The 19,426-nt window shown below is 68.9% G+C and carries 16 protein-coding genes and 4 pseudogenes; 7 read left to right on the top strand and 13 right to left on the bottom strand.

The window, feature by feature from the left end:
- Window positions 1-25: 25 nt before the first annotated feature.
- Window positions 26-1,021 carry a beta-ketoacyl-ACP synthase III gene (locus tag ACWC2B_RS32175; RefSeq protein WP_450722834.1) on the top strand — a complete coding sequence of 332 codons (996 nt, stop codon included), beginning with the start codon at window positions 26-28 and terminating at the stop codon, window positions 1,019-1,021.
- Window positions 1,022-1,122: 101 nt separating this feature from the next.
- Window positions 1,123-1,344: pseudogene (locus ACWC2B_RS32170) on the top strand (IS630 family transposase); the annotation flags it as partial.
- Window positions 1,345-1,524: 180 nt separating this feature from the next.
- Here ACWC2B_RS32170 and ACWC2B_RS32165 read toward each other — a convergent pair.
- The gene (locus ACWC2B_RS32165; protein WP_450722832.1) at window positions 1,525-2,706 is read right to left on the bottom strand and encodes a transposase family protein; all 1,182 of its coding nucleotides are present in this window, start codon (window positions 2,704-2,706) and stop codon (window positions 1,525-1,527) included.
- Between the two features lie 387 nt (window positions 2,707-3,093).
- Here ACWC2B_RS32165 and ACWC2B_RS32160 point away from each other — a divergent pair, with 387 nt between their 5' ends.
- Window positions 3,094-3,588: a hypothetical protein gene (locus tag ACWC2B_RS32160; protein WP_450722830.1), complete on the top strand. Its 495-nt coding sequence runs from the start codon at window positions 3,094-3,096 to the stop codon at window positions 3,586-3,588.
- A gap of 89 nt (window positions 3,589-3,677) precedes the next feature.
- Here ACWC2B_RS32160 and ACWC2B_RS32155 read toward each other — a convergent pair whose 3' ends face one another.
- Window positions 3,678-4,043: a WhiB family transcriptional regulator gene (locus ACWC2B_RS32155; RefSeq protein WP_450722828.1), complete on the bottom strand. Its 366-nt coding sequence runs from the start codon at window positions 4,041-4,043 to the stop codon at window positions 3,678-3,680.
- 693 nt (window positions 4,044-4,736) lie between these two features.
- Window positions 4,737-5,240, bottom strand: coding sequence for a GNAT family N-acetyltransferase (locus ACWC2B_RS32150; protein WP_450722826.1), 504 nt, complete (start codon window positions 5,238-5,240; stop codon window positions 4,737-4,739).
- A gap of 809 nt (window positions 5,241-6,049) precedes the next feature.
- On the opposite strand from ACWC2B_RS32150, the gene ACWC2B_RS32145 reads away from it, so the two are divergent.
- Together ACWC2B_RS32145 and ACWC2B_RS32140 are read left to right on the top strand one after the other, a co-directional pair.
- On the top strand, window positions 6,050-6,646 hold the full coding sequence (locus ACWC2B_RS32145; protein WP_450722824.1) for a hypothetical protein: 597 nt from the start codon (window positions 6,050-6,052) through the stop codon (window positions 6,644-6,646).
- Between the two features lie 157 nt (window positions 6,647-6,803).
- Window positions 6,804-8,816: pseudogene (locus tag ACWC2B_RS32140) on the top strand (MMPL family transporter); the annotation flags it as partial.
- Here ACWC2B_RS32140 and ACWC2B_RS32135 read toward each other — a convergent pair.
- Window positions 8,817-9,565 (bottom strand): annotated as a pseudogene (locus ACWC2B_RS32135) (IS701 family transposase); the annotation flags it as partial.
- 584 nt (window positions 9,566-10,149) lie between these two features.
- Between ACWC2B_RS32135 and ACWC2B_RS32130 the strand changes: the two are divergent.
- Window positions 10,150-10,449 carry a hypothetical protein gene (locus ACWC2B_RS32130; protein ID WP_450722822.1) on the top strand — a complete coding sequence of 100 codons (300 nt, stop codon included), beginning with the start codon at window positions 10,150-10,152 and terminating at the stop codon, window positions 10,447-10,449.
- A gap of 466 nt (window positions 10,450-10,915) precedes the next feature.
- On the opposite strand, the gene ACWC2B_RS32125 is transcribed toward ACWC2B_RS32130, so the two are convergent.
- Complete coding sequence (locus ACWC2B_RS32125; RefSeq protein ID WP_450722820.1) at window positions 10,916-12,193, bottom strand: hypothetical protein; 1,278 nt, start codon at window positions 12,191-12,193, stop codon at window positions 10,916-10,918.
- A gap of 160 nt (window positions 12,194-12,353) precedes the next feature.
- Between ACWC2B_RS32125 and ACWC2B_RS32120 the strand changes: the two genes are divergently transcribed.
- The gene (locus ACWC2B_RS32120; RefSeq protein WP_450722818.1) at window positions 12,354-12,617 is read left to right on the top strand and encodes a hypothetical protein; all 264 of its coding nucleotides are present in this window, start codon (window positions 12,354-12,356) and stop codon (window positions 12,615-12,617) included.
- Between the two features lie 746 nt (window positions 12,618-13,363).
- On the opposite strand, the gene ACWC2B_RS32115 is transcribed toward ACWC2B_RS32120, so the two are convergent.
- The 8 genes and pseudogenes from ACWC2B_RS32115 to ACWC2B_RS32080 form a co-directional block, all read right to left on the bottom strand.
- Entirely contained in the window at window positions 13,364-13,789 is a 426-nt protein-coding gene (locus tag ACWC2B_RS32115; protein WP_450722816.1) for a hypothetical protein, read from the bottom strand.
- 174 nt (window positions 13,790-13,963) lie between these two features.
- Window positions 13,964-14,542, bottom strand: a complete 579-nt coding sequence (locus tag ACWC2B_RS32110) for an RDD family protein (RefSeq protein WP_450722814.1) — start codon at window positions 14,540-14,542, stop codon at window positions 13,964-13,966.
- 287 nt (window positions 14,543-14,829) lie between these two features.
- Window positions 14,830-15,558: a methyltransferase domain-containing protein gene (locus ACWC2B_RS32105; protein ID WP_450722812.1), complete on the bottom strand. Its 729-nt coding sequence runs from the start codon at window positions 15,556-15,558 to the stop codon at window positions 14,830-14,832.
- Window positions 15,559-15,661: 103 nt separating this feature from the next.
- Complete coding sequence (gene istB, locus ACWC2B_RS32100) at window positions 15,662-16,459, bottom strand: IS21-like element helper ATPase IstB (protein WP_450722810.1); 798 nt, start codon at window positions 16,457-16,459, stop codon at window positions 15,662-15,664.
- A pseudogene (locus ACWC2B_RS32095) lies at window positions 16,423-17,572 on the bottom strand (DEAD/DEAH box helicase family protein); the annotation flags it as partial. The gene istB and the pseudogene ACWC2B_RS32095, both read right to left, overlap by 37 nt.
- A gap of 12 nt (window positions 17,573-17,584) precedes the next feature.
- Entirely contained in the window at window positions 17,585-17,845 is a 261-nt protein-coding gene (locus ACWC2B_RS32090) for a hypothetical protein (protein ID WP_450722808.1), read from the bottom strand.
- A 90-nt stretch (window positions 17,846-17,935) separates the two neighbouring features.
- The gene (locus ACWC2B_RS32085; RefSeq protein WP_450722806.1) at window positions 17,936-18,238 is read right to left on the bottom strand and encodes a hypothetical protein; all 303 of its coding nucleotides are present in this window, start codon (window positions 18,236-18,238) and stop codon (window positions 17,936-17,938) included.
- Window positions 18,239-18,665: 427 nt separating this feature from the next.
- Window positions 18,666-19,181, bottom strand: a complete 516-nt coding sequence (locus ACWC2B_RS32080; RefSeq protein WP_450722804.1) for a hypothetical protein — start codon at window positions 19,179-19,181, stop codon at window positions 18,666-18,668.
- Between the last annotated feature and the right edge of the window lie 245 nt (window positions 19,182-19,426).

Below are 19,426 nucleotides of genomic sequence, written 5' to 3'. Positions count from 1 at the left end.
CCAGACAGACCGTCTGGAGCCAGACGTGAGCAAAGCCGCCGTCATCACCGGCCTCGGCTACAGTCTGCCGTCCAACATCGTCACCAACGCCTCCCTCACCGCAACCGGCCTCGACACCTCGGACGAATGGATCCAGCAACGCACCGGCATCCGCCAGCGCCACATCGCCGGCGCCGCCACCCGCACCTCCCACCTGGCCCACTCCGCCGGCCGCGCCGCCCTGCAGTCCGCCGGCCTACCCGACTGCGACTGCCTCATCCTGGCCACCACCACACCCGACCAGCGATGCCCTGCCACCGCGCCCGCCGTCGCCTCCCACCTCGACCTCACCGGCGTCCCCGCCTTCGACGTATCCGCCGTATGCTCCGGCTTCCTGTACGCCCTCACCCTCGGACAGTCCCTGGTCACCTCCGGCCAGTACACCAACCCGCTGATCATCGGCGCGGAGACCTACTCACGGATCATCGACCCCACCGACCGCAACACAGCCGTCATCTTCGCGGACGGCGCCGCCGCGTGCACCCTGCGCCCCGGCACCTCCGACGAACCGGGCGCCATCCTCTTCAGCTACCTCGGCTCCGACGGCACCGGCAACGGCATGATCTGCATCCCCGACGGCCACCCGTACTTCACCATGAAAGGCCGCTCCGTCTACGCGCGCGCCATCGCCGAGATGACCCAGGCCAGCCGCCGCGCCCTGACCGCCATGCGCTGGGATGCGCGCTCGGTAGGCGCGTTCGTCGCCCACCAGGCCAACGCCCGCATCCTCAACGCCGTTGCCCAACGCGTCGGCATCCCCGACACCTCGGTAATCCTCACCATCGGCCACCACGGCAACACCGCCGCGGCATCCATCCCGCTGGCCATGTCCGACCCGACCAGCAGCCGCGTCGCACCCGGAACCCGCACACTGCTCACCGCATTCGGAGGTGGCCTGACATGGGGATCCGTAGCCATCACCTGGCCTGACGCCAGGCCCACCCACCATTCACCCTCACGCGAAAGCGCTCCCACGCCCTGACGGACACCCAACGGGATCTCCTGACCGCTCTCCCACCAGCGCGGCGCAGACGCTAAACGGGTTTGAGTGAGAAGGCTCGCCGCTGAGCCAAGAAGATCCGGGCCGAGCTGTGCTTCACCCCGGCCTACGCGTCCTGGGCGAACCCGATCGAGGCGCACTTCGGGCCTCTGCGGCAGTTCACCCTGGCCAACTCGAATCACCCCAACCACATCGTCCAGACGCGGGAGTTGCATCGTTGTCTGCGCTGGCGCAACCAGAACGCACGCCATCCCGATGTCCTGGCCGCTCAGCGCCCTGAACGCACCCGCCTCCGCAGCGAGAAGTTCGGTAGGGCGGAAGCCGAGTGTGGGCCATACGCAGCCAGGTTTTTGGTCCCCGGCCTTCCCGGCATGCTGTGCGGGTCCAGGCCGGACCGGTCCCGAACCGCACGACCGAGCGTCCCACTGGCTAGGGGCGTTCGCCATCGGGGTCTGGCACAGATCTTGGGGAGCGGTCGCAGAGGATCACTGGAGCAGGATCATCTTGCGGAGCAGTTCGAATCCGGTCCGTCCGTAGAGCTGCGTCTTGATCTTCTTGATGGGGTTCACGGCGCCCTCGGTGACGCCGGAGCTCCGCTCCAGGCTGAGTCCGGCTCTCACGGCGTCCAGGTCGCGGCGCAGGTGGTTTGCGAAGCCGGTGAGGCCGGGCAGTTGGCTGGTCTCGACGGTGTCGATCCAGGTGGGGGCTCGGCGCCGCGGCGGTCGGTGAGCATCTCGCCGAAGTCGTGGATGTGCCCGGCGGCCGTGTCCAGTTCGGGGCAGGGCGTCAGGACGGCCTTCAGGGCGGTGCGGTCCTCCTCGCTCAAGGTGGTGGGGTGGCGGGTGAGCCAGCCTGTCACTTGCCGCACTGTTGGTGGCGGGGGCGGTATGTGCGCGGGAGCGTTGCGCAGGGTGGCGATAGGCGCGGACCATCTGGTAGGTGACGGGGGCGTTCTCGGCGAGCAGTTCGCGTTGCAGCCGGGTGACGCTGGTGCATCCTTCGGCGAACCGCCGCTTCAGACAGGGCTTGTAGGGGTCCAGCCTGCTGGGCCGGGGCCGGTTTTCACCGAGGGGGTCCTGCCGGCGCGGAGCACGCGCGTACCGCAGCACGGTGTTGAGGCCCCCCAGCCGAGGTGCCGGGCGATCGCACGGCGCGAGTGGCCCTGCGCGAGCAACTCGTGGACCAGGGCGTGCGCGGCCCAGTTGGGCGGCCAGGCGGGCACCGGGCCGCCCGGCCAGCGCGAGCCCGATGCGCTCCAGCGTGTGGTTCGCCCGGCTGGTGAAGCGGGCGTACGGGGCTGTCAGGCGGGAGAACCGTTCCGCGAAGGTGCGGCGCGCGCAGTGCGGCGAGCCGCAGATGAAGCGGCGGATCCGCAGGTGGATGACGACGCGCTGGCCGCTGAGCGGAAGATCCCGCAGGTGGCGCTGGTAGGCGTCGCGCACCCGCGCGGAGAATTGCCCGCAGGCCGGACACGACGCACCGGCCGACCGTCCTCTGGCCACGATGCCGACCGTGCCGAAGACGGTGGCCGCCGCCTCGACGGCCACCTCGTCGATGCCAGCGAACACCGGCGACTCCCACAACGATGCGTTGGCCTCCATGAACAGCACCGTCAGCGGGGACACCCGGCACAGCTGCCCTGCGGCGACTACCTGATGGAGCGTCACCTATCCAGGCTCGGCGACGCGGCGCACGCGGTCCCACCCGACAGCAGCCCAGCGAAATCGAACGGCACTGTAACCCTCCGCGACCACTCCCCAAGATCTCTGGCAGAGCCCGGTTCTCGTGAACAAAGCCAGCCCCCACTACCTGTTCGCCGTCCTCGGCACCAACTGACCAGGGCAGACCATTGAGTGCTCGGGTGATGCGAAGCGCCGCTCCGAGTGGCTGTGGAGCTGCACCTGCCGCACCCGGATGTCCAGATCCGCGCCAGGACCGGACCGTACGAAATGAGTACGCGGACTCACGCGATGGCCCTGGCGGCCTGCTTGAGTGAACACCGAAAGTCACGGCCGCTCGGGACGGCAAGGCAGGCGCGGAAGGGGAATTCGGGGATGATGCGGCGGGGCGGTCTGCTGATGGTGGTCCTTGCGGCGCTGGTGACCGGGTGCGGCGGACTCCCTTCCGACGCGGGCCCAGGCGGCGACCCGCACCACCCGAACCGGCCCGTCGGCAGCCCGCGCGACGACGTGCTCGTGCACATCTCCCGGCTCACCCCTGGCGGTACCACCGGCCGTGAGATCGAGGTCCTCAAGGACGGCCTCTACGATGCCGGAACCTCCTCCGTGTCCGGAATGGACCCGACCTCAGGCGGACACATGTCCCCAGCCGACCTGGACCGCCTTCGCCAGGCCCTGGACGCCCTCGATACTGCCGTCCCGCCCTCGTCCTCGCCGCTGGAGGTACAGAGCCCAGATGGGCCCGCGCTTTACGTGATCGCGTACAAGGGGCGCTTCATCACTACCCGCCAGACCGACAAACCGGCCCTCGTGCAACGGGACTTCGCCGCCGTGCCGCCCGGACTCGAACACGACGCCTCCGCACCGTGAGCCGCGCCAAGCCGCCGAAGACTATGGCGATGAGGTCACGGACTTCGAGGACCGCAGGCGGCCGGTCCGGTAGACGGGCTCTGGGCCACTCATCCGGCTTCGTGCCGCCACGGGCCGTCTGCGGGGCGCGTTTGGCGTTCGTGCTCGGTGCGGGCTTCCTCCAACAGGCGCCGCCAGGAGGTCACCATCGGGCGCCGGCGCAGCAGTCCGCGCCGTTCCCGGCTTGTCATGCCGCCCCAGACGCCATGGTCGATCCGGTGGTCGAGGGCGTAGGCGAGGCACTCGGTGCGTACAGGACAGCCGGTACACACCGCCTTCGCCTGATGCTGGGCCGCGCCGTCGACGAACAGCTCTTCAGGATCGACAGTCCGGCAGACCGCCCGGTCAGTCCAGGCTCCCTCATCATCGTCCGTAACCACCCCGATGCCGTCCTCTCCCGATCCGGCCTGCCGCATTCCGCCCTGGGCAGGCGGCAGTTGGCAAACGCTACGGCACAGGTGCAAGGCCTGGGGCGTCGTAACCGCGCGGTAATCCCTTCGGGTGACTGGGACTTGACGGCAGACGGCGCGGTCTCCCCCCTCGGCCTCTGCACTTCCCCGTCAGCCCGGCTCCCGTGTTGGTGGCCCATGGTCTTCACCGCCGAACGCATTGTCGCGCGCATGTACGGGCGGGCACGCGGGGCTCAGCGGGCCCAGGCAGCGGGTGGGACGGTAGGCCTTGCCCGGTGGCCAGGCTCGGCTGTCGTCGCACCGCTCGCCGGGGGGCGGCAGCGAGGATATGCTGGCGGGGCGGTGGCGGCACAGCAGGGCGCCGGTTGCGGGGTGCAGGACGTGGAAGGACGCGTCGCGCAGGCCCCACACGGCGAACCTCGGCGCCGGTCCCCACAGGAGGCGTCCCATCGTGGGCCGGGCCGGGCCGTCAGCTCAGGGCTGTGCGGAGTACGTCGTCGAAATCCTCGCCGTGGGCCACTTGCGACCACCGCTCTGGCGCCGGGGTCAACTGCCTGTGCGCACGCAGATCAGTGCCCCTGCGTGAATGTCTCAGGCCGTGGCAGTCGTGGCCGCCATGTCCGTCGCGGTCACCCGGGCAATAGTCCCCGGCCCGCGGCCGCCCCAGCCGTCGGGCGAGGCACGGCCCGGGGGTGCGCACTACTCCTCGACCTCGGTGCGGTAGACCCGCAGGCCCCGGCTCTGGTAGTTGAGAAGCGCACTCGGGTGATCGTTGGAGTTGGTGTGCAGCCACACCCTGCGGACGGTCTCCGCTTCCAACGGTTCGGTCGCCCAGGCCTGTTGCAGCGCCAGTGTCAGGGCATGCCCGCCGAGCCCCTGGCCGACGTATTCCGGCAGGAGTCCGAAGGTACGGATCTCCACGACCCCACCGGGCTGGGGCTCCAGCGCGGCGATCCCGGCCGTCTCGCCCGCCAGCTCGATCAGCCAGTACTGGCGGTGCGGGTGGGCCCGCGCCAACTCCTGCCACTCCAGGTCGGAGCGCGTCGAACTGCGCCACCCGTAGGCTGCTCCGACCTGGGCCTGCACCGAACGCGCCAGCGCCGACAGTCCCTCCTCGCGCCGAAGACTCAACGAAGGCACGATCCGACCGGGCTTCAGCTCGCCGCGATCGGTCATCTCCAGATACGTGACAGTCTTTCCCATCCTGGCACGCTACCGGGACTGCCCGTACCGGCCCCGCACCGCCCGGCCGATCAGCCGAGCTCGCCCCTGCCCGCCGGGGAGTGCACACACTCAGCACGGTTGAGTTGCCAGACGGCTGCTCAACCCCGATCACAAGATCAGCGACTGAGCCCGTAATTCCCCACCAGCAGCGCCGCTTTCCCCGCTCGAACGTCCGAGCAGTCAGAGCGCCCGGGCGTATGTACTCGACAGCGCCGAACCCCTGTGCCTTCATGGGATCTAGGTGCGGGTCTGCGACTTGAACCGCCATACGGCGTGCTCCAGTCCGCCAGTTTCGCCAGCGGCGGTCTCTCTCGGTGGGTGCCCGCGAGCGTCAGCCGCGGAGACCCGTAGAGCAGCCGGTCCTCGTTGTGCAACGCGTACTGGAACCAGTCGCTGCACTTCAGTTCGCGCCGCTGCTGCGGGTCGGCGTCCGGCAGGGTGAGATCGACGAACCCCCGGCCGTCGCGCAGAACGCCCTGGGATGTGATGGTCACCGATGCGGTGCCGGAGCAAGCTGAAGCCTGCTCGTCCGTGTCGCGGGGCGGCTTCGACGGTGACGGCGGTCCAGCCGGCCGGCACGGCTGACGCGGGGCACACCCCGGGCACTTTCCAACTCTGGTTCGCTGAACGCCGGTCACGGTCGAGGTGGGCGGTGTTGTGTCGCCACACCGGCTTCATCGCCGCGGGTACCTCTGAAACCGCGCTGAAACCGCGCTGAATGGGGGGTCAGTCACGCTCTGCGGCACAAGACGCCCCCGCTGGGGGCAGTAGACCGGGAGGGGACGACCATGAACGGCCCGCGACTGATCCGTCGGCATGCGGCGGCTTCCGGGCGGTTCGCCGATCTGGGCAGCGGGGTTACCCTGGCGGCCTCGGCGGTCCTGGTCCTGCTTTCGCAGTGGGTCCTGTGGGTGGCGGTGAACGCGCTGACCACGGTCGCCTCCGCGGTGGTTGCCACCGAGCTGCATGCCAGGGTCTCGTTCGGCCACGGCCGGCCCGGTCTGACCGGCCACCTGAAGGGCGCGGTCACCGTTGCCCTCGCCTGGCTGGTCACGTCCGCCGCCGTCGGCTCGCTGGCGGCGCTCCCTCCCGGCGCCGGACTCGTCCTGCAGCAGACGGTGTACCTGTCGGCCACCGCGCTCGTCGGGATCGGCCGCTGTCTCGCGATGCGTATGGCGGTGTTCGCGGAACCCACCCCGCGGCCTCGGACTGCCCGCCCTCTTCGCGGTGCCCTCATGCGGCTGGGGAGGCGGGCCGATCCTCACCGGCGCCCAGGAACGGTCGCCGGGCGCTCGGGTCGCCCACACTGCCGTATGCCGACCCAGCATCCCTGCGTCCCGAGGGAGTTCCCGGAGTCACGCCCGGTTTTCGTATCCGTGAGCTGATCGTTACGTCATCCAGTTTTGCAACTTCACAAACCGCTCTAGCGGTTTTTTGTAGTCCAAGAGTCCTGCTTGTCCTGCTGACCCCGACGGGAGTCCCTTCGCCGTGGCTACGTTCCTCTACAAACTGGGCCGACTCGCCTTCCGACGGCGGGGGGTGATGACGCTCCTGTGGGTGCTGGTCTTCGCCGGCGTCGGCTATGCCGCCTCGGTCGCCGCCACTCCGCCGGCGGACACGTTCTCCATGCCCGGCACCGAATCCCAGAAGGCGTTCGACCTCCTCCAGAAGAGGTTCCCCGCCGTCGGCGCCGAAGGCGCCAGCGCCCGCGTCGTCATCCGTGCGCCTCAGGGCCAGAAGATCTCCGGCCCTGAGGCGAAGAACAAGGTCGAGACCCTCGTCGCCGACCTGAAGAAGGCTCCTGGCGTCATCGGCGCCGCCGACCCGTACCAGGCCAAGTCCGTCAGCAAGGACGGCACCACCGCCTACACGGTTGTCACCTACAAGGACGCGGCCCCCAAGCTGGCCGACAAGGAGCACGACGGCCTCGATGCTGCTCTCGGCAAGGGCCGGGACAGCGGCCTGACCGTCGAGGCGGGCGGCGACGCCGTCAAGATCGAGGCCGCCGCGGGCGGCGGCGAGCAGATGGGCATCCTGGTCTCCGCGCTCGTCCTGTTCCTCACCTTCGGCTCGCTCATCGCCGCCGGAATGCCCCTGCTCACCGCGCTCTTCGGCGTCGGCATCGGCATCTCCGCGATCACCGCGCTCGGCGCCACGCTCGGCCTGTCCAGCACCACGTCCACGCTGGCGATGATGATCGGCCTGGCCGTCGGCATCGACTACGCCCTCTTCATCATTTCCCGCTACCGCTCCGAAATCGCCGAAGGCCGCGAGCGCGCCGAGGCCGCCGGCCGCGCCGTCGGCACCGCCGGATCCGCCGTCGTCTTCGCGGGCCTCACCGTGATCATCGCCCTGGCGGGCCTCGCTGTCGTCAACATCCCGATGCTGACGAAGATGGGCATGGCGGCCGCGGGCACGGTCGCGATCGCGGTGCTCATCGCACTCACTCTGGTCCCCGCCCTCCTTGGCTGGGCCCCCTTCCGTATCCTGCGCCGCGTCGACCGCATGCAGCAGAAGGGCAAGCCGCTCTCTGTCCGCCAGCAGCGCAAGGCCGCCAAGCGCGCCGCGCGTACCAAGCCCAACCTCGGTTCCCGCTGGGCCGGTTACGTCCTGCGCCACCCGGTGGCCGTGCTCCTGGTCGGCGTGGTGGGCCTCGGCGCCCTCGCCATTCCGGCGGCCAGCCTGGAACTGGGGCTGCCCGGCGAGGGGACGATGGCCAAGACCACCACCCAGCGCAAGGCCTACGACATGCTGTCGGAGTCCTTCGGCTCCGGCTTCAACGGCCCCTTGATGATCACCGTCTCCGGCAAGGACGCCAAGAGCGCCGCCACCACGCTGGGCACCGACCTCGCCAAGCAGAACGGCGTTGAGTCCGTCTCCCCGCCCAGCCCCAACCAGGCCAACGACACCGCCATCATCAACGTCGTACCGAAGACCGGCCCCACCGACAGCAAGACCGAGGACCTCGTCCACGCGCTGCGCGGCCTCGCCAACGGTGAAGAGGCGAAGACGGGCGCCACGGAGATCCTCGTGACCGGCCAGACGGCCATGTTCATCGACTTCTCCAAAACCCTCGACGACGCTCTGCTGCCCTACCTGGGCCTCGTGGTCGGCCTCGCCTTCCTCCTCCTGATGCTCGTCTTCCGCTCCGTTCTGGTCCCGCTGAAGGCGGCCCTCGGCTTCCTGCTGTCGGTCAGCGCGTCGCTCGGCGCGGTGGTAGCGATATTCCAGTGGGGCTGGCTGAAGGAGGCGTTCAACGTCGAGCAGCCCGGCCCGATCATGAGCACCATGCCGATCTTCATGATCGGTGTCGTGTTCGGCCTGGCCATGGACTACGAGGTCTTCCTCGTCTCCCGGATGCGCGAGGCCTACGCCCACGGCGCGAGCCCCGACGAGGCGGTCGTTATCGGCTTCCGCTACGGTGGCCGGGTCGTCAGCGCGGCGGCCGTCATCATGGCCAGCGTCTTCTCGGGCTTCATCCTGGATGACAACTCCCTCGTCAAGATGATCGGCTTCGCCCTGGCGACCGCCGTCCTCTTCGACGCCTTCGTGGTCCGGATGGCCATCGTCCCGGCCCTGTTCGCCCTGCTCGGCAGGTCGGCATGGTGGCTGCCGCGCTGGCTCGGCGCCGTCCTGCCCAACGTCGACGTCGAGGGGGAGAAGCTGGGCAAGTACCTGACGTCGGCCCCCGCAGCACGACGCGAGCACGAGTACATCGGCTGACCCTCTCTCAGTTCGCGTTCGCGGCCCGGCGGCTACCTGCCGCCGGGCCGACTGCCAGACGCCGCAGAAGGCGGGATCGGCCCGGCCGCGGGCGAAGTGGTGGGCGGGTGTGCAGGGCTGTGCGTGCAGCGGGTAGTAGATCCGTCCGTCGGTCCACGCCGTGGTCACGGTGACCACACCGTTGTCGGTCTTTCCGTACCGGCCCAGCCACTGCCGGCCCATGTGTGCAGTGGCGGTGCCGTCCTTGCGGTCCCCGGAATCGTCGATCACGATGACCCCGCCGTCGTGCGGAGCCGTCGCCCGCCGCTCGCGCAGCAGCTCAAGCCGCCGGTCGTGGACCAGCTCGGCCTCCCAGGGAGACTCGGACAGGAAGAACTGCAGCCGCTGCACCCCCGGCATTCCCGCACCCGCCACCGGCTCCGCACCGGCCAGGTCAGCGTCTTGTTCCGGTCCCGCGGAGCCAGCAACCCTGTCAGGTACTCGCGAAAGCCCCGCCGTTGCGCCAGGCTGAAGAAGAGGTCGTCGAACCGGGCCGCGTACAACGGCCCCGGCGCGGGCGGGCGCGGACGGCGAGCGGTCATCTGCAGCCTCCACCAGTCCAGTTGACTTCCACCACCGGCCTATGGCCAACCCGGCCAGCCGTCAACCCACACCACCGCCGGATTTAACGAACTACCGGTAGTCCGGATTTTCGCTGGTGACATTGGCGATATTCCACGTGCCCGGCCTTGATCGTGTTCCCCTCATTCCAAGTGGTGGCCTGGACCGTGGCGTGCATGGGGGAAAGCGTCTTGGCGTCGATAGGCACCACACCGACTGGCGCAGCCGCCGGCTTGGACCACCGTTTGAGACGAGTCGCGTTCTTGGACTTGGTTATATTCAGTTCCAGAAAGCTTGTGGCCACGCCCGGTTTGGGCGAACGCGCGGCCAGCTTTTCCGCCCGCCGCGGGGAAACAGCGAATTCGGCGACAGCGAAAGATGCCAGTACTCGTCACGGATTCCGGCCGCCGGGGTCAGCCGTCCCCGATGCCGAGGACGACGCGGACGTCGCTCACCCCGGAGTTCACGCGAACGCTCCGAGCGTGTCCATGCCGCACGATGCCGCTGCGGTCGATCATGGCCTTGCTTCGCATGAAATCCGCATGAACCAGTCGAAAGGAAAGTCATGTCGCGACGGACCCTGAGGCCGACCCGCGCCCAAGTCGCAGCGCTGCTCACCGCATCGGTGCTCGGCCTGGGCCTGCTCGCCCCGTCGGCTTCCGCGGACCCGCCTCCGCCCGGTCCGAAGGTCGACAGCAGCAGCGTCATCGACAGGGTCTGCCGGGAGGCGAACGCCGAGCCCGATGAGGGCCCGGCCTTGTCCTGCGAGCGGGACCTCGCACCGCGCCTCTCGCACCTCATCGGCCCTGGGAGCGGGGTCACCTGCCGGAACCAGTCCCCGAGCGCCATCGTCTGCCGCCGGTGATGCTCGGCGTTGGGTTTTCAGTGGTTCGGTGTTGGGTTTCAGCTCGGTGTTTGCCACCACGGTCCTGCCGGCGCTGCCCACATCCGCGACAGCCACAGCTGGCGGCCCACTCTCCGCCATCGCATTTACTTCGTAATGCTGCACAGTGCATCCGTAGCGTGCTGCCGTCGGTCAGCGAAACTGAGCAGTCGTCACGCTTCTGGCCGGGTGTTGTGCAGTTTGGTCGAACTAGGTGCGGGCCTGGTGGCTCGCTGAATCTGCGCAGAGTCCGGAGTGCGTGAGGGTTTGGCCTGGGGAGTTTCCAACTCCGGGCAAGGTTGCGGAGGTTGGTGGAGCGCTGAGCAGGTGCACTGGTCGTCGGCGGCTGCGGCGAGCGCGACCCGGCCAGCAGCCGATCGCGACGCTTGCCGCCCATCAGTCGACAACACGTTGTGGCTGCCGATCTCCTTCAACCCGGCAGTCCCTGTCAGTGCCGCAGCCACAGGTCGCTGTTACCGGCGATGACCACCGTTCCGTTCGCCAGGGTCGTTACGGCAGCGGGTGGCTGGGAGTGGCAGCCGAGTTCGCCGCGCTGCCATCCTGCCGGGGTTCCGTCGCCGGTCCAGACCGCACCGCAGTACGTCGCCGGAGCCTGCGGGGACTTCCCCGGCACCCGCAGGCTGCCCACCATGATCGGGTGCCCCTGGGCGTCGACGGTCGCCGCGACGACGCCACCGGCACCCATCGCTGCGGTGTCGGTCTTCGTCCAGGTGGCGCCATCGGTGCTGGTGAGGAGCACGGGCACATTGGGCTTCGTGGGAGCCCCCGAGATGTCCCCCACGGCGAACCAGCGTCCGGCCACCCGGAACGCGCCGCGCATTCTCGTGCCCGTCGGCAGTCCGTTCACGATGGCGCTGGTCCAATGCGCTCCGCTGTCGGCGGAGTGCCAGACCACCAGAGTGCCTGTGGCTTCGTTTGTAAAGGCGTTGGAGGAGTAGCTGCCGATGGCGATCACCTCCCGGCCATCGGCCGCCATCGGGCCGACCGGTGTCCGGCTCCCGCTGCCCGCCTGTGCCGGCAGTGTCACCCGGTGCACGGTCGCACCGCGGTCGTCGGAGGCGTACAGGAAGGGTCCGGTGGTGCCCGAGACGGTCTCGCTGCCTCCGATGAGGAGCCGGCTCCCGCTGCGAACCGCCGAGCTGACCGTCCCGCGGTCCGAGGTGTCCGACTCCTTGAGGGCCCAGGGCAACTTGAGATCAGCCAACTGCCGTACCTGTCCGTCGCGTTCGCGGACACGGACCACGCTGGAGACGAAGAACTGCGACCCGTCACCCCAGTCGACCACCGCCTGGGCCGGCACTCCGCCGCCGGGAGCTCCGTGCCGCATCGAGTTCGGCACGCCGGATTCGTCCTTGGGTGAACCAGCGGGGTCGGGATGCAGGGTGAGCTTGGTGCAGTCCGCGTTGCCGGACCAGTTGACGGGCACGTACCCGTAGCCGTTGGCGTACGTGCCGATGCCCAGTACGCAGTTCCCCTGCCGGGCGAGGAGTTGCAGTCCCTCGCCTGGCGCGACATAGTCCTCGTCCTTGGATCCGGGCCACTGCACACGGTCGGCGTAGCGCTCGAAACCCAGCTTCTCGGCCCCCGCACCGCCCACTCCGGGCGGTGAGCCGGCCGTGCGCGTGCCGCAAGCCGACATCGAAAGCATCAGTACGGCGACCCCCGCGTACGCCGCGAGGCGCACCCTCCCCCGGTGAAGAATCATGGGGACACCCTAGCGATCACGGCGGCGGCCGACGCGGGGCGGCCACCTGCTGTGCCGCCATGGCGGGACGGTGAGGCACTCCACTCGGCGAACCGCCGATGAGCCGTTCGGTAGGGTTCGGTAGGGGCTCCATCCGAACCTGGAACGGTTCACTTGCCTGTTGTTCAATCAGGTGTGGTCACCGGCTGATGACGTGGATGTGGACGCGTTCGGGTGGCATCCCGAGCCGGTGTACGACCAGTTCGCGGGCGGCACGCTCTATGTCGCCCATGTGTGCGCACGTGCTGAAGAGACTTCCGTCCTTGCCTGGTGGTTACGTGCTGAGGGGCAGGAGCCGGCCGACCTGGCCGGGGAACTCGCCGAACCAGGCCGGGACTCGAAGCATCCCCGGATCGAGGCGCCGACACGGGACGGGCAGGGCTGAGTCTCAGCGCGGGAGTTGCCGACGACAGGCCGCTACGACGACGGGATCGAGGCCTGGCCGAAGCGGTGGTGCTCGACGTCGGGCTGTTGGGCGCTGTCGTGGTGCTAGTCGTGGTCGACACCCGGCACGGTGGAGGCTGGCGGGCGGCGCATTCTCCGCATATCTGCCTTTGTGGGCACGGGAGTTGTCCCCGGGAGCTCCCTCGGTCGAGCGTGGGGTGCTCATGAATACGTCGTCGGACCGGAGTTCCCGGCCAGGCGCGTACGGGGGTATTGCCGGGGCCCGCTCAGCCAGGGTGCTCCGGCGGTGGAACGCCTTGACCAGGCGGAGGAAATCCTGGGCCCGCATGCGCCGTCATCTGACCCGGCGGTCCGCCGCGGTGGAGGCAGCCGCGGCCCCGCTGCCCGGGGACGACGAGCTGCGCTCTCAGCTCCTGCTAGGGGTGGCTGAGGCGCGACGTCTTCTGGTGTCTCCGGGGCGGTCCCATACGGTGGCGCGGACGCAGCAGATGGCGAAGCTGGGTCTGCTGCTGGTGCGTTGCCTGGCTGATCTCGGCGACCGGCCCGCCGAAACCGGAACCCGGTCCGGACCGGGTGAGACCGGGGCGAGGCACTGGTCTGCAGGCGCCCTGATGAACCCCGCACGGGTGGCCCTGGAGGAGGGACGGCCCGGATCACGTCGCCTGCGACGTCAGCCGGGTGTGCCGGCAGACCGGACAGGCGACGCACGGAACGCGAACTGATCCGCTACTCGGCGGGGTCCGGGGCGGGCGAACGCCGTGCCTGTGGCGATCCCGTGTCAGGGCCGCTGGCCATGCCGTCTCCCATCAGCAGCGAGAAGACGAGGACGACGATGGAGCCGCCAAGGGTTACGCCGGACCATCCCGCTCGCTGAACCCTCGCAGAGCTGCAGACCACTGCCGCAGTCCTGCTTGTGCTGTGGGCCAGGGCGTCGTCCCCTGAGGGCATCAGGACTGATCCGCAGGTCACTTCCTCGGTGCCGTCGGGATCGTAGGAGTCCACGCCCTGGGCCGTTGCCAACACCGGTATAAGAGCGAGAGCGACCGCTGCCAGAGCTGCGAGCAGCGCGATGGTTGCCCCGGCCTTCACAACAGTGGGCAGCGCGCCCGCTGTCCCGGCTACTGCCGCAGTCCCATCGCTCGCGCTGGCCAATGCCGTCCCCCATGAATCTGTGTCGTTGATGCCGTAACGGTAGCGGGCGCTACCGAACAGTCCCGCACAGGGCACGGCGGGTGCTGCTCACCGTGACTCTGCCGTCTGAACCGAACAGCGCCACGTACTCGCCGACTGCCTCGACGGTAGGGGCGCGGCGGGTGGAATGCCCCTCTAGCGCTGCGCGGGGGTCCGGGTAGCACGCCGGCGTGGGTGGCCCTGCTTGCAGTCCGGGCACTGTCCGCGCAGGTCGAGGCATGTGCGGCGGACGATGCGCAGTCCCATGGCGTCGTGGCGCGGCCCGTCCGGCCCACCGATGTCCGTGACTTGCAGGGCGGCGAGGGGCAGGACGGCGATGACGAAGACCAGGCCGTACAGCCAGCGGCGCACCGTCTGCGCGAAGCAGGGCCGCGCGATGGTGTCCACCCGCACCACCCGCAGCAGCGTGACGTGCTTTCCCACACTGGCCCCCGTCCACATGGTCAGCAGAACCTGGTTGGCGAAGGACGCGCCGAGCATCGCGGCCACCGCGATCACCAGGCCCCGCAGGCCGATCGCCTTCCATGAGACGTCCGCGCCGGTGTGTGCCGCCAGGCTCTCCTGTACGACCACGCCGATGAACAGGCCGATGAGTCCGCACAGTACGGCCCAGAGCATGTCGAGGAGCACGGCCAGGTCCCGGCGGGGATGGTCGCCGATCGGGCAGGGCAGGGCGGGTGCCACCGGATGCGCCGCAGCCTTGATGTCACTCACGCGCGTGTCCCCAGGATCGATAGCGTGGAAGCCGGACTGTCCGGAACGGGAGTTCCGTCACCGGCAGGCTTGCCAGCCACCCGCCCCGGACATCGTTCACCCTAACGATGGCTAGGGCGTTCATCATCGGCCCCACCAAGGCGACGCCAACTGGCCCCATTTTGTGGGTGATTCGCGGAGATCGGGCGTTGTGAGGTGGACCTGGGGGCGGCTTGATTGGGGACTGCCGGGCTCGGGGATCGATGACCGGGACTCGCGGGTGTCGCTGGGCGAGTCCCGGTGCTTCGTCAGCGGGAGCAGATCACGGTGACGAGAGTGAAGGACGCGTAGAAGGGGCCTTTCGAGAGGGACGCGAACCATCGGCGGCCGCGTGCTTCGTCGATGTGTCCGTTCTGGATGGCCTGCTGCATGTTGCGACCGAGCCCGAGGGTGTGGTCCGCGTCGTGGAAGTCCAGGAAGACGGGTGTGGTGGCTCGTACTGTCTCGACGACGAAGCCCGCCTGCTCCGCGTGACGGGCGAGGCTGCGGCCGATCGTGGCATGGCGGACCACTTCCGACGTGGTGTAACGCGTGAACGCGCGGCTCGTTTCGAGGTCCTCCGCGTCGATGGCCAGGGTGTCCCAGTCCGGCTCGGCCAGGGCGATCCGTGATCCTGGCCGGGTGGCCAGGTGGAGTTGTGCCAGCACACCAGCCGGCTCGGTGACATGCATGAGAACCCGGTCGATCTTGGCCCGGTCCACCGTGGCGGGTGCGACGGGGAGGGTGTGGGCATCTGCTTCACGGATCTGGACCGCAGGCAGGTCGCTGGTGCGGTGGCGGGCTTCGGCCAGCATCGCCGGGTCGCGGTCCACGCCGATCACTGTGCCGCTCGCGCCGACGCGTTCTGCCAGTGCCGGCAGGTCCGTGCCCGGGCCGCATCCCACGTCGAGCGCGGTCTGGCCCGGCTGGACGTCCAGTAGCTCCATCAGCTCCTGCTTGTAGCCGTGGCCGGCGGCGCTGGTGGCGGCTCGCAGCATGTAAGCAGCCTGGTCAGGTCGGGAAACGCCGAGAGGTGTTGACATGCGGGAAAGTCAAACACGGTAAGGGAGTTGAATGCGCCGCTGTTCGAGGACGGGCTACTTATGTAGTGCCGTTGTTCTTGGCCCTGGTGCGGGCGAGGCGGTAGGACTCAGTGCCGGTCTCGATGAGGGTGGCGTTGAAGGTGAGCCGGTCCACGATGGCCGCGCAGAGCCTCGGGTCGGTGAAGGTTTTGCTCCAGCCTGTGAACGCCTCGTTCGAGGCGAGGGCGATACTGTTCTTTTCCTCCCTTTCCGTCAGAACTTGGAAGAGCATCTCGGCGCCGCGGCGGTCGAGTTCGAGGTAGCCGAGTTCGTCGATCTCCAGGAGGTCGACGCGTCCGTAGCGGGCGATGGTCTTGCCGAGCTGCTTGTCGTGGGCGGCTTCGGCCAGCTCGTTCACCAGGGCGGCGGCGGTGGTGTAGCGGACGCGGTAGCCGGCCATGGCGGCTGCGGTGCCCAGCGCGATCAGCAGGTGTGATTTGCCGGTGCCGGGGTCCTCGATCAGACACAACGGGTAGCCCTTGGCGATCCATTCGCAGGTAGCGAGGCCGTGGATGACCGCCGGGGTGACATTCGGGTTGGCGGTGTAGTCGAACTCCCGCAGAGACTTATCGCGGGGGAAGGGTGCGGCGCGGATGCGGCGTTCGGCCCTGCGACGGTCTCGGTCCTCGCACTCGGCCATCAAAAGCTCGGCGAGGAACCCGGTGTAGGACAGGCCCTTGCGTTCGGCGCGCGCGATGGCGTCAGCGGGCTGGGCCCGCATGGTCGGCAGCCGCACCATTCGGCAGGCGGTGTCGATCGCCGCGTCGGATGCCTGGGCGGTCGGCGTTCCGTGACGAGGTGGTCGCCGCACAGCCATGCCGACCACACCCGGTCCGGCGGGACGTGGCGGCCGGCCTCCAGCTCGTAGAAGGCCGCGTCGATGGAGGACTTCGGCAGCTTGTCAGCGGCGGCCAGGTCGTCGTCGGAGACGTCGTTCACGTACAGCGAGGCAGCGGTCTCCGGCAGCCTCGTAGCGAACGCGGCGGCCTCCTCCACCTTCTGATGGAACGTCATGACGGTCTTGAGATTGAGGCGGGCGGCGTGCTGCAGCAGCGCGGTCTGCAACAGGGCCAGGCGCCGGCCCCGCTGCGCCTCCTCCGACTCCCCGAGGACGGGGGAGGGGTCGCGGATCTCCAGTACGTCGATTTCGAACCCGGCGAGGATCTCGCGCTCGATCGCCTCGGAGAGCCCGAGCTCGGCCAGCCACGGCCCGTAGGTTTCCGAGTCCTGGCCCATCGACGCGACCTCCAGCTCCTGGCCGTCCGCGCCTTTCTGCGGGCGGGGCGAGGCGAGGATGCGCGGGGTCGCGGTGAGGTAGAGCCGGAAGTCTGCGGGGATGCGGGCGTTGTCGTGGATTGCCGCCCACGGCCGCCCGAGATCACCTGCGGTTGAGTGGGCTTCGTCCACGATGGCGAGTGAAAAACCGTCCATGCGCTGGCCGTACAGGCGCTCTCCGCCCGCCAGAGCAGCCTCCAGCGGCCCACGAACCTTCCCCTGACCCATCGGGCTCTCGAAGTCCTCTCGGTCCACGAGGGAGGCGTACGTGGCGAACGCGACCACGGGCCCGTGCCCGGCCCACAGGGCCAGTTGGATCGGGTTGGTGGTGGTGCGCACCCCCCAGCTCGGTCAGCACCGGGTCGTTGTCCAGCGAACACACCGCGACCATGGGGGAGCGATGACCCACCGCCCGCCACGCCTGGGCGGTCTGCACGAGCAGGTCCAGGGTCGGCACGGTCACCAGGATCCGGCTCTCGGGGAAGCACTCCAGCGCGCACGCAGAGGCCATGATCGTCTTCCCGGACCCGGTCGCTGACACGATCGTGCCACGGGCACCCTGAGGGGGCACGGATGACCTTGCAGGGAATCCGACCCACCGACGGAAACTCGACTTCTGCTCGATCTGGTGTTTCTTGAGTGGAATCCTGCTCATCGTCCGTCCTTTTTACCCGTGTCGTACAGCCAGCTGCCTGAAGCATTTCGAGCGTGGTTTCCTCCTGGCCGTGCTTCGCCCAGATCCCTTCGAGCCTGAGCAGGTCGTCTCGATCCTCTCGCACAGCACGAGGCATCCGGACAGGTCGATCAGCACGAGCTCGCCCGCGAACATGCCGCCGGGCCTGTAGCGGCGCCAGAGCCGTTCCAGCCGCGCCCGGCGCTCGTGCAGGTACGTGTCCAGCGCCTGCGGGTAGGTCTCCTGCTCCGCCATGTGCACGGTCCGCAGGGCGACGTCCACGAGATCCCGGGCCGATTCCCTGTTCCACTGCCCGGAGTTGGTGCCGGTCAGGGCCGCGTAGTGCTACTCGCAGACACCGAGGACCTGTTCGATGAGGTCCGCTGACGCCTCGTTGTCCTCATCGTCGCGGGGCGCCAGGGGCTGGCCCTCGGCTTCCCATTCCGGGAGGCCGGCGGGGGCCCGGTCGTCGGCCTCCACCAGGTCCAGGGCGTGTTGGGTGAGGTGTTCCAGGAGCAGGCGGGACAGTGCGCGGGCAGGGTCGCTGGTGTGCGGCTGGATGTCGCCGGCGGCAGTGCCGCTGGGGAAGCCGAACCGGCCGGGGAAGACGATGGCGCGGGTGAAGAAGTCACAGAGGATGCCGAACATCTCCGGGTGCGGCAGTTGAGTGAGCTCCTGAGCGGCCTCCCGGCCAGCATGACCGTGCTGACAAACCGCCGGCAGGCGTCCTCCTCCTGGTGCACCCGGCCCTGCGGCCCGGCCTCGCAGACCTCCACGACCCGGTACAGACCCTGGTCCCCGTAAACGCCGCCGGGCTTCTCGTGCGCTGCGCCTACCTTCGCCACGGCCTCCTGCAACGACCGCGCGTACGTGCAGTGCGTCAGCGTGCGGCCCCCTCGTGCTCCGCAGCGGTCCACTGTGCCACGATCCGATACCGGGTTAGTACCGCAACAACGGTGCTTGCCACGCCTGGTGGCCAGCTTCGTCGTTGATGCGGTTATGGGTGGGGTCCTTACTGATGTCAGGACGTGGGCTGGGGAACTGAGTGCGGTGCATGGGCGGTTCGTGCACCGGTTCAGCCCGGGAGGAGCCGGACTGCACGTCCAGCCCGCCGCTTCCCCAGCTGCTGCGAGAACCACCACGCCAACCTGAACATGAGCGCCGCCCCGACCAGGCACCCCCCGCCCATCGCCGCGTTTTGGCAGACCAGGAAGAAGACGCCGGCACCAATCCCCACCAGACACAGGACTGCCGAGCACACCAGCGACACCAGACGCACCCAGTCGCCCAGCAGCGACCGGATCTCCCCAACCAAGTCGGCCTCGATAATCGGCGGGGTATGCGCCGCCCAGGCGGCAACGCGAGCAGCCCTCCGCTGGCGCACATGCTTCTGCACGGTCCGTGAGGCCTGGGCAAGCGCACCAGCACCACCGAGGCCCGCAGCGGCCAGCGACCCGTTCAGCAAGACCAGCCAATATGCGCCGAACACGCCGCCGGCCACCGTCAGCACGTAGCCGAGGGTATAGGCGCTCATCAACAGCACATCGGCTACGTACACGCGGGCCTGCTTGCGGACCATCTCAAGGTCCATCGTCGTCCTCCAAGGTCAACCGCAGCCAAGAGGCCCTTGGCGCGTTCGACATGGAAGTGTCGAGAACAGCCTCTATTGATGGCTGTGAGCGCTGTGAATTTCGGCGACCCCCGAGGACGAGACGTTGCCACCTGCGTCTTGGCTCGGATGATGCCTCCCATCCCCTGGTGTCCGGGGAGCCTGAGATGGCGTCAGGTCGATAGCGCACTCGGACTGTTTAGCCTGATCTTCAATCCGCTGCTGTC

This window comes from Streptomyces sp. NPDC001415 (assembly GCF_053597395.1).
Note: the sequence above shows the minus strand (reverse complement) of the source record. Positions and strands in the feature narration are given on the sequence as shown.